Here is a 14532-nt window from a genome sequence, read left to right on the forward strand (position 1 = left end):
TCACCGGTCCGGGGTGTCGGCCAAGCAGATCAGCGTCTGCTGGCCGGTGGCGACGAGTGTCCGCCGATCGGCCTGCACGCCGAACACGTCCAACCGGCACACGGTCAGGGTGCGGCCCGGCTTCACGACCTCGCCGACCGCCTCGAGATACTCGCCCGCCGCGGGCGCCAGCAGGTTGATCTTGTATTCCACCGTGAGCACCGACGCGTGCTCGGGGAACAGGGTGAAGGCCGCGTAGCCGCCCGCGCTGTCGGCGATGGCGCTGGTGGCGCCCGCGTGCACGTAACCGTGCTGCTGGCTCACCTCGGGGCGGTTCGGCAGCGCGATGTGCACGCGGCCCGGCGCGATGTGGGTGAGCCGCGCCCCGAGATGGCGCATCAGTCCCTGCCGTTCGAAGCTGTCGCGGATACGTGCCCGCATCTCGGGGCTCGCCTGGTCCTCGGTTGTCTCGTCCATCGATCTCCTCGTGCGGCCCGAACCGTTCGGACACGCCGGATCCGATGTTGCCTTGCCCGCAGCGAATCCACGGCAAGCGGGGGTCGTGTCGCACGCGCCGATCCGGATTCGACCGCGTTGTGGCGAATAGGTAAACGCCGCATGCGGATTCGCCGCCGGTGGCCGCTGGCGCGGTACTGTGGCCGACGATGAGCCCATTACCCGATTCCGTTGCCGTCGAGAGCGCTGCCGTGGCCGTGCCCGAGGCCGTGCACACCGAACTCCGCCGCGGCGTGCGCAGCGTGCTGGTGGATACCGCGGCCCTGCGCCTGGTGCGGGAACGGTTCGACGACGAACAGGCCGGTGCGCTGCGACGTTATCTGGAGGCCTCGCAGTCGCCGAATACGGTGCGTGCCTACCGCTCCGACTGGATCGGGTGGTCGGCGTGGTGTGCGGCCGAGGGACGGCAGGCGTTGCCCGCGGACCCGCTGGACGTCGCGGTGTATCTCGCGGCCGCGGCCGACACCCGCAAGCCGGGCGGCGAGTGGGCGTTCAGCGCCGCGACATTGGAGCGCAAGAGCGCCGCGATCGCGGCCGTGCACGCCGCGAACGGCCTGCCCTCCCCCACCCGCACCGATGTCGTCCGCCTGACCCTGCGCGGCATCCGGCGCACCCGCCGCACTCAGCCCAATCGCAAGCGGCCCGTCCTGCTGCACACCCTCGAGCAGCTCCTCGACGGCCTGCCCACACCGGGCTGGCCGACCGAACCGGCCCGCCGCCGCGACGCGCTGGTGCTGCTCGTCGGTTTCGCGGGAGCGTTGCGGCGCAGCGAGATCGCCGGGCTGCGTATCTGTGACGTCCGGGTCGACCTCGATCACGCGAGCGGCGAACCGGTGCTGCTGATTCAGTTGCCCGCCACCAAGACCGACCCCACCGGTGCCGCGGCGCAGCGGGTGGCACTGCCGCGCGGGAACCGGCCGCGCACCTGTCCCGTCTGCGCCTTCGCCGACTGGGTTCGATTGCGAGCGACGCACTTCCGGCACGGCACCCGGGGTTTGCGTGCCTGGCTGGACGATCGGATGGTGCCAGACACCGGCATTCACCGCTGCCATGCCTTCACCGGCACCTCGCTCACCGACCCCGACCTGCCGCTGTTCCCGACGATTTCCCGGCACGGCGGCATCGGCGCCGACGCCATGTCCGGCCGTGCCGTCGCCGAATTGGTGAAACGCTACGCCGCGCGAGCCGGTCTGGACCCGTCGCTGTTCTCCGGTCACTCCCTGCGCGCCGGTTTCGCCACCCAAGCCGCCCTCGGCGGCGCCAGCGACCGCGAAATCATGCGCCAGGGCCGCTGGTCCAACCCCCGCACCGTCCACGGCTACATCCGCACAGCAAATCCGTTGGAGGACAACGCGGTTACGAAACTGGGACTGTAACCGGCCCACCAGGAGTGTCTCCTATCCGCGTGATCCCAATCCGGAGATCAGCGAACGACATCGCAGTGCTTCAGCTTGTGCCCCCAAGGCACCTTGGTGTTCGCATCGGCCTGGGCCACAGTCTTATCCTTGCCGGTGCCGTATACGACATCACCTGTCGCTTCATTCCTTGAATTCATCAGATAGCACTTCACGGTGACGGTTTTCAACTTCGCAAATTAGAATTCAGCCCACTATCTACCGAACTCGACCGTAGTGACATTTACCGAACCGGCATAGGCCGAGGTCGAAACATGGTCATGATGGGGAGTATTCACATCTACGGCACCGTGGACGATGCCGTTCGGCTCGTGGCTGTTTACGCCAAGCATATGGCTCTCGGGACCGGTGGCGAACCGGCACATTTCTCTATGAGGGAAGACTGGTTCGACTCTTTCAAGCTGGTAACGCAGTGGTTGGAGTACAACGAGGATCTCACCACGGATGATCTCCCGGAGCGTCGGAAAGTTCTGGAAATCAGTTGCGTTTTCGATCCGGTGACGAGATCGGAGCCGGACAGATTCATCGAGAATGTGATCGATGCCGCGTTGGCGGAATTCTATGAATGTGGCGGGAACCCGAGTGTTGGTGATCCCACTTCCATACCCTGGGCCAGCTCGTCCGAAGAACTCGACGAAGAAGGTCTCGGTCGTCTCCGAAAGCAGTTTCCGGGCGTGATCGGTTAGTTCCGAACACTACTGCCGAAACGTGCGGTGGCCGACGTGACAACCGCCACGTTGTGCAAGATGGTATCCCATGGCCTGTGGTGAACTGTTCTGCGTCGTCGGTGCCCGTGACCTGGGGTATCGCGGAGCGGCTGTGTTGAATTTGCGTCGAATAGCGGTTGGTCGGATTTCGGGTTTGCGCGAAATGATGTTTTATGGCCGTTGCGGGAGGCCGATACCGTCGAATTCATGAATTGGGATTTCGAATCGGCCGCTGACCTTTCGACCGCTTTGCGGGCTGGTGACGTGAGTTCGGTGGAAGTGACCGAGGCGGCGATCGCCCGGATCGAGCGGGACGACAAGGTGGTCAACGCGATCTGTGTGCCGGACTTCGGCCGGGCGCGGAAGGCGGCACGGCGGGCCGACGAGGCACGGGCTCGCGGGGAGGATCGGCCGCTGCTCGGTATTCCGGTGACGGTGAAAGAGTGCTACAACGTCGCCGGGATGCCCACGACTTGGGGTATGCCCGCACATCGGGATTATGTGCCGACCGAGGACGCGCTGCAGGTGGCGCGGCTCGAGGCGGCGGGCGCCGTGGTGCTCGGTAAGACCAATGTGCCGCTCGGGCTGCAGGATATCCAGAGCTTCAACGAGATCTACGGCACCACCAACAATCCGTGGGATCACACTCGCACGTCGGGTGGTTCCTCCGGCGGGTCGGCGGCGGCGCTGGCGTCCGGATTCGGTGCGCTGTCCCTCGGCTCGGATCTCGCCGGTTCGCTGCGCACCCCCGCGCATTTCTGCGGTGTCTACGCGCACAAGCCGACGGTCGGGCTGGCGCCGACCCGCGGGATGGTCGCGCCACCCGCGCCCGCCCTGCCTGTCGACTTCGACCTCGCGGTCGTCGGCCCGATGGCGCGCACGGCCCGCGACCTCACCCTGCTGCTCGACGTGATGGCCGGACCGGATCCGCTGACCCACGGCGTCGCGTACGACGTGGCACTGCCGCCCGCGCGCCACGAGCGGCTGTCGGAGTTCCGTGTCCTGGTCATCGAGGACCATCCGCTCATTCCGACCGGATCGGCGGTGCGGGCGGGCGTGCACCGAGTCGCCGAGGCGCTGGCCGAGGCGGGCGCCCGCGTCGAACGCCGCAGTCCGCTGGTGCCCGACCTGACCGAGGCCGCGACACTCTACCTGCAATTGCTGTTCTCGGGCTCGGTCGCGTACTTCCCGGTCGACGAGTACGAGCAACTACGCAGGCGCGCAAGCGAATTGAGCGTGGCGGACCAGAGCCTGGACGCGGCCCGGTCGCGCGCGATGGTGTTCAGCCACCGCGACTGGCTGGCGGTGAACAACCGTCGCGAGCTGCACCGCCACGGCTGGCGGCAGCTGTTCGCCGAGTTCGATGCCGTGGTGTGCCCGATCACGCCGACACCCGCGTTCCCGCACGACCACGACCCTGACGTGCTGGGCCGCCGCATCGACATCGACGGAGCCGAGTACCCGTACTTCGACCAGCTCGTCTGGGCCGGGCTGGCGACCATGCCCGGCCTGCCCGCCACCGCCGTCCCGGCGGGCCGCTCCCCCGAGGGCCTGCCGGTGGGTGTGCAACTCATCGGTCCGATGTTCGAGGACCGCACGCCGCTGCGGCTGGCCGAACTGCTCGAGCAGAAGATCGGCGGCTTCCAGGCACCGTAGGGACACGGTCCGCCGCAGCGCCACTATGTCTCCGGGTCACGGCGTGCCTCCGGGCGGCGCCGGGTCAGCCGAGTTGGGCAGATTGCCGTCCAGTCCGCCCGGTGGGAGTTCCGGAACGCGGCCGGAGGGCGGGGTGGGGGGATCGGCCGCACCCGGATCCTGCGGATCGGGCAGCCGATCGGTTTGCTGCTCGGTTTCGGCAGCGTTGCCGTTGTTTCTGGTCTTGGCATCTTCCAGCATTCTCTCGCTGGTCTGGATCGCGCGCTGGACCACACCCAGGTAGTAGCTGTTGATGTCCAGATCGGTCGGGACGGTGGCCGAGGCATGTTTATTGACCTCGGCGATCACCCGGCGGATAGCGTCCTTCCCCTGCCGGGAGTTCTCACCGGTGCTGTCGACAATGCGAGCGAGGTCCTGCTCTGTCGCAGCGAAGACCTTCGCCGTGTCGATGAGCAGGTTTGCCCTGCCCTCGTAGGCGGGGATTCCGCTCAGCCCGGCCGGGACCGTGAGCGACGGCGGCGCGGGTGGCGGTGCGCTCCCGGCCGGAGGGGGCGGGTTCCCGAGGGACCGCCAGATGTCGCACAGGAATGTTGGAAGCTGCTCGTACAGGTCGTCGACCGCCGAGTCCAAGCCGACCGGCTTCAGCACACTCGGCATCTCCGTACACGCGCCACAGCCGATGTCCAGCGGTTGCTTCGGCCGGAAGTTGCCGAACAATGCCGCGAGACCACCGGCAACGGAGGCTCCGCTGGCCTGTGTGGTGATCCGCTGCCCCACAGTATATTTCAGCAATTTCGCCCGGCCGAAACCGAACAGGCTGCCCGCGCCCCCGGCCAGGGCGCCCAGGCCTGCGTCGAGGGCGATATCGCCGAGCGACTCCCCACGCAACACACCGTCGATCGCACCGCCGACCAGTCCGCCGATCGCACCGCCGGCGATACTGCCGAACGGACCCCATGCCTTGCCGATCAGCGCGCCGACACCGGGCAGCACGACCTCCGCCGCGTTACCCAGGAACAGCGGCACCTTGTCGGACATCACCGATCCTCCACCTGCCCTGCTTCCCGAGGCCGCAGATGTCCGGGCTCGCCGTCGCTGGCCTCCACCCCGCGGCGCCGCCCGTCTGCCGAGAGCGAGTGTGATCGCCTAGGTATCGAGTCCCGCATCGGTACGGCGCGGGGCCACGGCATGGCCTGAGGTAATCGAGACCGCTAGCGGAACGGGGGCTCGTTGAAGGTGCGGAGTTTGCGGGAGTGGAGGCTGTCGCCTTCGGCGCGGAGGAGTTCGACGGCGCGGATGCCGATCTGCAGGTGTTCGGAGACTGTGCCCTCGTAGAAGCGGTTGGCTTGGCCGGGGAGTTTGATCTCGCCGTGGAGCGGCTTGTCGGAGACGCACAGCAGAGTGCCGTAGGGGACGCGGAAACGGTAGCCCTGGGCGGCGATGGTGGCGCTTTCCATGTCGACGGCGACGGCTCGGCTCAGGTTGAACTGCAGGGCCGAGGCCGAATAACGCAGCTCCCAGTTGCGGTCGTCGGTGGTGACGACGGTGCCGGTGCGCAGTCGCTGCTTCACCGCCTCGCCGGGCATGCCGCTCACCTGCTTGGTCGCGTCGTACAGCGCGCGTTGCACCTCGGCGATGCTGGGGATCGGAATGTTCGGCGGGAGTACGGGATCCAGGACGTGATCGTCGCGCAGGTAGGCGTGGGCGAGGACGTAGTCGCCGATCTCCTGGCTCTCGCGCAGCCCGCCGCAGTGGCCGATCATGAGCCAGGCGTGCGGGCGCAGCACCGCGAGGTGGTCGCACATGTTCTTGGCGTTGGCGGGGCCGACGCCGATGTTCACCAAGGTGATGCCGTGCCCGGTGGACGACATCAGATGCCATGCGGGCATCTGATGTTTCTTCCACGCGTCGTCGGCCACCATCGACTCGCGGTCACCGGTTCCAGGTGTGATGACGGTGCCGCCGGCGCAGGACAGGGCCTCGAAAGGCGTTGTGGGGTCGGCGATCAGGTCGCGGGCCCAGCGCACGAACTCGTCGACGTAGCGGCTGTAGTTGGTGAACAGGACGAACGGCTGGAAGTGCTCGACGGGTGTGCCGGTGTAGTGCCGCAGCCGCGCCAGCGAGAAGTCGGTGCGCAGGGCGTCGAAGTGGCTCAAGGGCAGTGGGCCGCTGGTGTCGATCAGGCCGTCGGCGATCTCGTCGCCGACCTCGGCCAGGTCGGTGGTCGGGAAGTAGCGGGCCAGGTCGGCGCTCATCGAGCGATCCAGGCCCAGTTCGGTGGCGTCGATGACATACGGGAACGGGATCTCCTGCCGGGAGGGGCCGACCTCGATGCGGATGTCGTAGTCCTCGGCGATCACCGTGAGCTGTTCGGTCAGGTAGCGGCGCAGCAGGGCCGGGCGGGTGATGGTCGTCCGGTAGGTGCCGGGCCGGGTGAGCCTGCCCCACGCCCGCGACCGGTTCTTGGGCTCGGCGCGGCCGTCCCAGCTGATCCGCAGTTCGGGGTACACGAAGGCGCCCGCGGCGCGGACCTCGGCGGCGGGCACGACTCCGCTGTCGACGAAATCCTTCACCGCCGCGCGCAGCGTGGTGACCGAGCGGTCGTAGCGGGCCTGCAGATCGTCGAGCGTCGCCGCCACGGCCACCTCGGTGACGGTCGGGCTATCGGTGTCCGCCATCGCCGCTCACCCCCGCCCCGTGACGATGGCGGGCGGTGCGGTCACCGAAAGGTCCGGTGGCACATCGTGATACGCCTCGATCTGCACGAGGGCCAGCTGGCCGGTGGTGCCCTGGCTCAGGGTCGAGGAGGGCCGGTCGGCGGTGAGCACGTTCGGGTTGCCGTGGCGGCAGTGGCTCGGGTCGGCCGGGTCGGGGTCGTACCAGGCGCCGGTGGACAACTGCGCGATGCCCGGCCGTACCCCGGCGTCGGTCACCAGACCGGCCAGGCAGGAACCGCGGTCGTTGAACAGGCGCACGATCTCGCCCTCGCGCAGACCGCGCGCCGCTGCCTCGTCGGGGTGCAGCCGGACCGGTTCGCGCTCGGCGATTTTCACCGAGCGGCTGTGCGATCCGACGTCGAGCTGGCTGTGCAGCTTGGTGCGCGGCTGGTTGGCGATCAGCTGGAGCGGGAACCGGGCGGCGGCGGGGCCGCCGAGCCACTCCTCCGGCTCGAGCCACACCGGGTGGCCCGGGCAGTCCGGATAACCGTATCCGGCGATGGTGTCGGAGAAGATTTCGATCCGGCCCGTCGGGGTCGGCAGCGGGTGGGCGGCGGGGTCGGCGCGGAAGTCGGCGAACATCACCTGAGCGGGCTCGGCGACCGGCAGCTCCAGGCCCGGACCGGCCCAGAACTCGTCGAACCCGGGCAGCCCGCGGCCGCGCTCGCCCAGGCCGTCGCGCCACTGCTCGTACAGGTGCCGCAGCCACTCGCCGGTGGTGCGGCCCTCGGTGAATTCCTTGGCGACGCCGAGTCTTTCGGACAGTTCGGTGAAGATCGCGTAGTCGTCGCGCGCCTGCCCGTGCGGGCGGGTGAGCGCGGGCATCGGGAAGAACATGCGGTCGTTGTCCCCGGCGCCGAAGTCGTCGCGCTCGATCGTCATGGTGGCGGGCAGCACGATGTCGGCGTGCCGGGCCGTCGATGTCCAGAACGGGTCGTGCACGACGATCGTCTCGGGCCGGGCGAATGCCTCGCGCAGTCGCGCCAGATCCTGGTGATGGTGGAACGGGTTGCCCCCGGCCCAGTAGACCAGCCGGATGTCCGGATAGGTGAGGTCCTGCCCATTGTAGCGGTGGCGCGCACCGGGATTCAGCAGCATGTCGGCGATCCGGGCGACGGGGATGAAGGTGTCGACGCCGTTGTCGCCCTGCGGCAGATACGGCACCCGCAGCTGCCGCGTGGGCTCGCCGACATTGGCCGCCGAACCGTAGCCGTGGCCGAAACCGCCGCCGGGCAAACCGATCTGGCCCAGCATGGCGGCCAACACCACCCCCAGCCACAGCGGCTGCTCACCGTGGCGGGCCCGCTGCAGCGACCAGCTGACCGTCACGAACGTGCGTGCCGCGGCCATCTCGCGGGCGAGCGCGCGGATCCGGTCGGCCGGGATGCCGGTGATCGCCGCCGCCCAGGCGGGATCCTTGACCACCCCGTCCGGCTCGCCGCGCAGGTACCGGGCGAACCGCTCGTATCCGACGGTGTAGCGGTCCAGGAAGGTGGTGTCGGCCAGACCTTCCGCGTCCAGCACCTGGGCCAGCGCCAGCATCAGCGCGGCGTCGGTATTCGGCCGGGGCGCAAGCCATTCCGCCCGCGCCTCGTCTGGTGTGTCGTCACGCAGCGGGGCGACGGAGACGAATCGGCAGCCCCGCTCCCACGCCGCGGCGACCCACCCGCGCGCGTTGTGCCGAGACACGCCGCCGGGACTGACCGCGGCGTTCTTCGGCGACAGCCCGCCGAAGGCGACCACCAGCTCGGTGTGCTCGCTGAGTACCGACTTCGCCGTGCTGTGGCTCAGCAACCAGTAGACGTCGCAGAGGACGTACGGCAGCAGCACCGCCGAGGTGCCGAGGCTGTAGCTGTTGACGTGCCGGACGTAGCCGCCCAGGCAGTTGAGGAAGCGGTGCACCTGGCTCTGCGCGTGGTGGAAACGCCCGGCGCTGGCCCAGCCGTAGGACCCGGCGAAGACCGCTTCCGGCCCGAATTCACCGTAGACCCGGCGTAATTCGTCGGACAGCAGCTCGCAGGCGCGGTCCCAGGACACCGGCACGAACGGCTCGTCGCCGCGGCGGGCGGCGCCCGGGCCGTGCTCGAGCCAGCCCTGCCGCACATAGGGGCGGTCGATGCGCGTGGGGTGATGCTGGGCGGAGGCGACGTTCTCGATCAGGGGCAGCGGTTCGGGATCGCCGTGCCACGGCCGCACCTCGGTCAGCCGCTCGCCGTCGGTGGCGGCCTCGAACGCTCCCCAGTGCGTCAGATGCGTCGTCATGGCATCCACCGTAGCCGGGCCCACCGACACCGCCGCCGGGCCGCCACCGAGATGGACAGGTGACCAGTTACCGGCCAGAATGACGACATTCCCGCGCGGTCCGCGGCCGGGCCCGCGGTCCCGGTTAGCCTGCCGAAGGTCAGCCGTCCATCGACGTAGAGGAGTCCGATGCGCCAGTTCAGTCGCCGTCACGCTCTCGGCCTGTTCGCGGCCGGTACCGCCGCCGCGCTCGCCGGTCCGGCACCGTGGGCCGGTGCCCGCCCGGCCGCGCCGGCGACCGTGCCGGCGCTGGGATCGGATTTCCTCTGGGGCGTGGCCAGCGCCGGGTTCCAGTGCGAAGGCCATGCGCCGGACAGCAATTGGACACGCTACATCGACGCCCACCCCGACTACGACCGCTACCGCGACGCGGTCGACTTCTACACCCGATACGCCTCCGACATCGAGCTGGCCGCCGGTGTGGGTGTGGGCGTGTACCGCATCAGCGTCGAATGGGCCCGGGTGCAGCCGCGGCCGGGCGAGTGGTCAGCGGACGGATTCGCCTTCTACGACAGCGTTCTCGACACCATGGCCGCCGCGGGCATCCGCCCGATGCTGACCCTCGATCACTGGGTGTACCCGGGGTGGGCCGCCGAACGCGGCGGCTGGGGCCACCCCGCCATGCTGGAGGACTGGCTGGCCAACGCCCGGAAAGTGGTGGACCGCTACGCTTCTCGCAATCCGCTGTGGGTCACCTTCAACGAGCCGACGTTCTACCTGGTGAACGAGACCCGCAACGGCGGCCTGTCCCCGGCCGGGCTGCCGGGCATGCAGCAGGCGCTGGTACAGGCGCACAACACCATCTACGACCACATCCACCGCGCGCAGCCCGGGGCGCAGGTGACCAGCAATGTGGCCTACATCGTCGGCGCTGTGGAAGGTCCGCTCAACGGCCGGATCATCGACCCGATCTCCGACCGGCTGGACTATGTGGGCATCGATTACTACTACGGCTACAGCCCGCAGTCGCTGCTGAACGGCGCACCGCCGGACTTCGAGGCCCTGTGGAACATGCCATTGCAGCCCGAGGGCATCTACTACGCGCTGGAGCACTACGCCCGCCGCTTCCCGGGCAAACCCCTCTACATCGTGGAGAACGGGATGCCCACCGAGAACGGCGCACCGCGCGCGGACGGCTACACCCGCGCCGACGACCTGCGCGACACCGTCTACTGGATTCAGCGCGCCCGCGCCGACGGTATGAACGTCATGGGCTACAACTACTGGAGCATCACCGACAACTACGAATGGGGCAGCTACACACCACGTTTCGGCCTCTACACCGTCGACGTGACGACCGATCCGGGCCTCACCCGGCGCCCGACCGACGCGGTCGCCGCCTACAGCGCGATCACCCGCGCGGGCGGAGTGCCCGGCGACTACCGCCCCACCCGCGCGCCGAGCGCCTGCTCGCTGGTCGATACCCCCGGTAGCTGCACCGATCCGGTCACCGTGCCGCAGTAGCCGCAGGGACCTTCGGCACTCGACTGCCGACATTCGGCCCGCTCGCCAGGCGCTCGGGCGGAGGATGCTGGCCTGGCCGGGCCTGCCCCCCCGGCACGCTGCCCGAGGTGGTGAACCCGCCCGGCGCCCAGGCCGGAATGCCTGCCCCGCCTGGCCGCTGTCAGGCGGTTCACGCCCCGGGCGAATCGGCGCCGCGGGCGTCTCCGCCGGGGAACGGTTGCACCGTGGAAATCAGCGCCGCGTTCTCGCGTTCGAGCGTCTTGATCGGGCCGCCGTTCCAGCCGTCGGCGAACGCCTGCGAGAAGGGTCGGGGAAGATTTCGTCGTGGCCCTTCGCCACTCCGTCGAAGATCGCTCGGGCAACCGACGACGGTGACGCCTTCGGGATCGGCAGATCGCGCACCATATCGGTGTCCACGGGACCGGCCAGCACGGCGTGCACATGTACACCCTGGCCGGCGAGGGTGGCGCGCAGGGACTGCGTCATGGACAACGCTGCGGCCTTGGAGATCGAGTAACCAGGACTGACCGGCACTGCCGCCAACGCCGCCATCGACACCACGTTGACTATCGCGCCCCGCGACTCGACGAGCCGGGGCAGGAGCGCCTGGGTGATGCTGTACGGGCCGAAGAGATTGACCGCGAGATATCGCTCCAGGGCGGCACGATCAGCGAGGTCTTCGTAGCCTCCCGAGCCCGCGTTGTTGACAAGAACATCGACCGAAGCAACGGCCTGGCGGGCGGCGGCGATCTGTTCGGTGTCGGTCACGTCCAGGGCCAAGGAGGCGACGCGGGGGTCGGAGTACGTCAGCGGCTGCCGGGTGCCTGCGTAGACCCGGGTGGCGCCCCTGCTGAGGGCTTCGTTGACCAAAGCCCGTCCGAGGCCTCGGTTGGCTCCGGTCACCAGAACCGTTTTGTCCGCGAGCGTCATGTGTTCTCCGATCAGGCGAATGTGAACTGTCGATGGTGCAGACACCGCGCCCGCGCGAAAATGGGCGGGGCCGGAGCGCCCAGTCTGCGGTCCGGGCGGTGTCACCACACGGTGAAGGCCGACAACGGCGAACCCGACACCCGGTAGAGGTGATGACACGTGACCGTGAGCAACCTGATCGTGAGGGCGCGGGCCGGGGACGGCGAGGCGTTCCGGCAGCTGACCGAGCCGCACCGCCGGGAGTTGCACCGACACTGCTATCGAATGCTCGGCTCGTTCCAGGACGCCGAGGACGCGCTCCAGGACACGCTGCTCGCGGCGTGGCGCGGTCTCGACCGGTTCCAAGGGCGTTCCTCGATCCGTACCTGGCTGTATCGGATCGCCACCAATCAATGTCTCAATGCGCTTCGCTCGGCCGCCCGGCGCCCGGCAAAGGAGTGGGACGTGCCCGAGATCGAACCTCCGGAACCGACCCGACGTGGCGAGGTGGTGTGGCTGGAGCCGTATCCCGACGCGCTCCTCGACCCTGCCACCGCAGTGCCACTCGGCCCGGAAGCCCGCTATGAGCAAGCCGAGTCCATCTCGTTGGCTTTCATCACCGCGCTGCAGATCCTCCCCGCGCGCCAGCGCGCCGTTCTGATCCTGCGCGAGGTGCTCGGATACCCGGCAGCCGAGGTCGCGGACATGCTCGACACGACGGTCGAATCGGTCAACAGCGCACTCAAACGAGCACGCGCCACGCTGCACCAGCGACTCGTGTCGAGTACGAACACCGATTCGCCTCCCTCGCCCGCCTCACCCGCCGAGCAGGAACTCGTGGCGAGATTCGCCCGCGCCTACGAATCCGGTGACATGGCCGCCTTGGTCGCCCTACTCACCGACGACGTTCGCATCTCCATGCCGCCCATGCCCCTCGAATACGCCGGCCGCGACGCCGTCGCCGGCTTCTATGCCGCGCTGCTGAGCCCCGACCGGAAGTACCACATGGTGCCGACACGGGCCAACGGCCAACCGGCGTTCGGGACCTATCTGCGCTCGGCAACCGACGGCATCCGGCGCGGGACCGGACTTCTCGTCCTCACGCTCGCCGGCAACCGGATAAGTGCCGTGACCCGTTTCGACAACAGCGTGCTCCCATGGTTCGGCCTCCCCCGATCCCTTCCCTGCCGCTGATTTCCGCCGGAGAGCGCCGGTTCGCGCCGCAGTTACCGAGCCGAAACCGTTCAGGCCGAACGGCTTTCCGGCACGGCGCGCAGGCCGGCGGTGTCGCGCGAGAAGCGGAGCACGCCGTCCTCGAGCGGTCCCTTGCGTAGCAGCGCGCGGTCGCGGAAGTAGTTGTTGATGACCTTCCAGGGGCCGCGGGTGCCCTGGCGCGGCATCACCGCGTCGCCGCGGGCGATGTAGCCGGAGGTCAGCGCGCCGCCCATGAGCGAATGGCGGGAGATGTCGCCGGGCTCGGGCACCGCGACGAACCGGGTCAGCCCGTGGTCGCGCAGATGGTTGAGCAGGCGGCAGAAGTACTCGGCGGCCAGATCCGCCTTCAGCGTCCACGAGGCGTTGGTGTAGCCGATCACGATCATGGCGTTGGGGATGCCGCCGAGCAGGGCGCCCTTGTAGGCCACGAGATCGCGCACCGAGACCGGCTCGCCGTCCAGTTCCAGAGTGGCCCCGCCGAGCATCTGCACGGTGAGCCCGGTCGCGCTGATGATGATGTCGGCGGGCAGCTCCTCCCCCGACTCCAGCCGGATCCCGGTTTCGGTGAAGGCGGCGATGCGGTCGGTGACGATCGAGGCCGCTCCGCTGCGCAGCACCTTGAACAGATCACCGTTGGGCACCACGCACAGCCGCTGATCCCACGGGTCGTAGCTCGGGCTGAAGTGCCGCATGTCGATCTGCGGCCCGACCTGTGCCCGGACCGCGGCCAGCAGCAGCTTGCGCGACAGCTTCGGATTGGTCCGCGACAGCTGGAAACTGGCCCGCTGCAGGGCGATGTTGCGGGCCCGGCCCGTCTTGTAGGCGATGGCGGCGGGCACCCGCGCGAACTTCAGGCCCACCGCGACCGGGTCGTCGGCGGGCAGCGCGGTGATGTAGGTGGGTGAGCGCTGCAGCATGGTCACGTGCGCGGCGTCGGCGCTCATCGCCGGGACGAGGGTGATCGCGGTGGCGCCGCTGCCGATCACCACGACCCGCTTGCCGCGGTAATCGAGGTCCTCGGGCCAGTGCTGCGGATGCACGAGGGGCCCGCGGAAGTTCTCCTGGCCGGGGAACGACGGGCGGTAGCCGTTGTCGTAGTCGTAGTAGCCGGTGCAGCCGACCAGGAAGTTGCTGGTGTAGGCCTCGGTCTCGCCGGTCTGCTCGTCGCGGGCGGTCACTGTCCAGATCCCTTGTGCGCTGGACCAATTCGCGCGCGTGACCTTGCGGCCGAAGCGGATGTGCGGGGTGACGCCGTACTCGTCGGCGGTATCGGCGATATAGCGGCGGATGTGCGGGCCGTCGGCGAGCACCTTGGTCCCGTGCCAGGGCCGGAAGCCGTACCCGAAGGTCAGCATGTCCGAATCGGAGCGGATGCCCGGATAGCGGAACAGGTCCCAGGTGCCGCCGATGGCGGTGCGCCGCTCCAGGATCGCGTAGCTGCGCCCGGTCTGCTCGCGGGTCAGGTGACAGGCCATTCCGATGCCGGACAGGCCCGCGCCGATGATCAGTACGTCGACATGCCGCGCCATTGAGGTACTCGTTTCGTGTCATCTCCGCCCGGACGTCCGTGACCGGGCCTACCCGCAGGGTACGTGTGATCACGGGTTACGTCTAGCGTGGGGCGGCGGTTTCCCCGGTCACGCCCCGGGTATC

General features: G+C 68.9%; 12 protein-coding genes. 5 read left to right on the forward strand and 7 right to left on the reverse strand.

The window, feature by feature from the left end; genetic code table 11:
* Entirely contained in the window at positions 1-456 is a 456-nt protein-coding gene (locus NWFMUON74_RS17170; protein WP_187688768.1) for a PaaI family thioesterase, read from the reverse strand.
* 188 nt (positions 457-644) lie between these two features.
* Between NWFMUON74_RS17170 and NWFMUON74_RS17175 the strand changes: the two genes are divergently transcribed.
* Positions 645-1871 carry a site-specific integrase gene (locus NWFMUON74_RS17175; RefSeq protein ID WP_187688769.1) on the forward strand — a complete coding sequence of 409 codons (1227 nt, stop codon included), beginning with the start codon at positions 645-647 and terminating at the stop codon, positions 1869-1871.
* A 47-nt stretch (positions 1872-1918) separates the two neighbouring features.
* Here the strand turns inward: NWFMUON74_RS17175 and NWFMUON74_RS17180 are convergent, their stop codons facing one another.
* Positions 1919-2080, reverse strand: coding sequence for a hypothetical protein (locus NWFMUON74_RS17180; protein ID WP_187688770.1), 162 nt, complete (start codon positions 2078-2080; stop codon positions 1919-1921).
* An 84-nt stretch (positions 2081-2164) separates the two neighbouring features.
* Here NWFMUON74_RS17180 and NWFMUON74_RS17185 point away from each other — a divergent pair, with 84 nt between their 5' ends.
* Complete coding sequence (locus tag NWFMUON74_RS17185) at positions 2165-2596, forward strand: hypothetical protein (RefSeq protein ID WP_187688771.1); 432 nt, start codon at positions 2165-2167, stop codon at positions 2594-2596.
* Positions 2597-2824: 228 nt separating this feature from the next.
* Entirely contained in the window at positions 2825-4273 is a 1449-nt protein-coding gene (locus NWFMUON74_RS17190) for an amidase (RefSeq protein WP_187688772.1), read from the forward strand.
* A gap of 36 nt (positions 4274-4309) precedes the next feature.
* Here NWFMUON74_RS17190 and NWFMUON74_RS17195 read toward each other — a convergent pair whose 3' ends face one another.
* The 3 genes from NWFMUON74_RS17195 to NWFMUON74_RS17205 form a co-directional block, all read right to left on the reverse strand.
* Complete coding sequence (locus NWFMUON74_RS17195) at positions 4310-5311, reverse strand: hypothetical protein (RefSeq protein WP_187688773.1); 1002 nt, start codon at positions 5309-5311, stop codon at positions 4310-4312.
* Between the two features lie 173 nt (positions 5312-5484).
* On the reverse strand, positions 5485-6951 hold the full coding sequence (locus NWFMUON74_RS17200) for an AMP nucleosidase (RefSeq protein WP_187688774.1): 1467 nt from the start codon (positions 6949-6951) through the stop codon (positions 5485-5487).
* A gap of 6 nt (positions 6952-6957) precedes the next feature.
* Positions 6958-9252 (reverse strand): molybdopterin guanine dinucleotide-containing S/N-oxide reductase, encoded by a 2295-nt coding sequence (locus NWFMUON74_RS17205; protein ID WP_187688775.1) that lies wholly within the window; start codon positions 9250-9252, stop codon positions 6958-6960.
* A 168-nt stretch (positions 9253-9420) separates the two neighbouring features.
* On the opposite strand from NWFMUON74_RS17205, the gene NWFMUON74_RS17210 reads away from it, so the two are divergent.
* Positions 9421-10755 carry a family 1 glycosylhydrolase gene (locus NWFMUON74_RS17210; RefSeq protein WP_187688776.1) on the forward strand — a complete coding sequence of 445 codons (1335 nt, stop codon included), beginning with the start codon at positions 9421-9423 and terminating at the stop codon, positions 10753-10755.
* A gap of 231 nt (positions 10756-10986) precedes the next feature.
* Here NWFMUON74_RS17210 and NWFMUON74_RS17215 read toward each other — a convergent pair whose 3' ends face one another.
* Positions 10987-11685: an SDR family NAD(P)-dependent oxidoreductase gene (locus NWFMUON74_RS17215; RefSeq protein WP_232111079.1), complete on the reverse strand. Its 699-nt coding sequence runs from the start codon at positions 11683-11685 to the stop codon at positions 10987-10989.
* Between the two features lie 159 nt (positions 11686-11844).
* Here NWFMUON74_RS17215 and NWFMUON74_RS17220 point away from each other — a divergent pair, with 159 nt between their 5' ends.
* Positions 11845-12858, forward strand: coding sequence for a sigma-70 family RNA polymerase sigma factor (locus NWFMUON74_RS17220; protein WP_187688777.1), 1014 nt, complete (start codon positions 11845-11847; stop codon positions 12856-12858).
* A 50-nt stretch (positions 12859-12908) separates the two neighbouring features.
* Here the strand turns inward: NWFMUON74_RS17220 and NWFMUON74_RS17225 are convergent, their stop codons facing one another.
* Positions 12909-14408, reverse strand: a complete 1500-nt coding sequence (locus tag NWFMUON74_RS17225; RefSeq protein WP_187688778.1) for a flavin-containing monooxygenase — start codon at positions 14406-14408, stop codon at positions 12909-12911.
* Positions 14409-14532 lie beyond the last annotated feature (124 nt).

It is taken from the genome of Nocardia wallacei (assembly GCF_014466955.1).
Lineage (GTDB): Bacteria > Actinomycetota > Actinomycetes > Mycobacteriales > Mycobacteriaceae > Nocardia > Nocardia wallacei.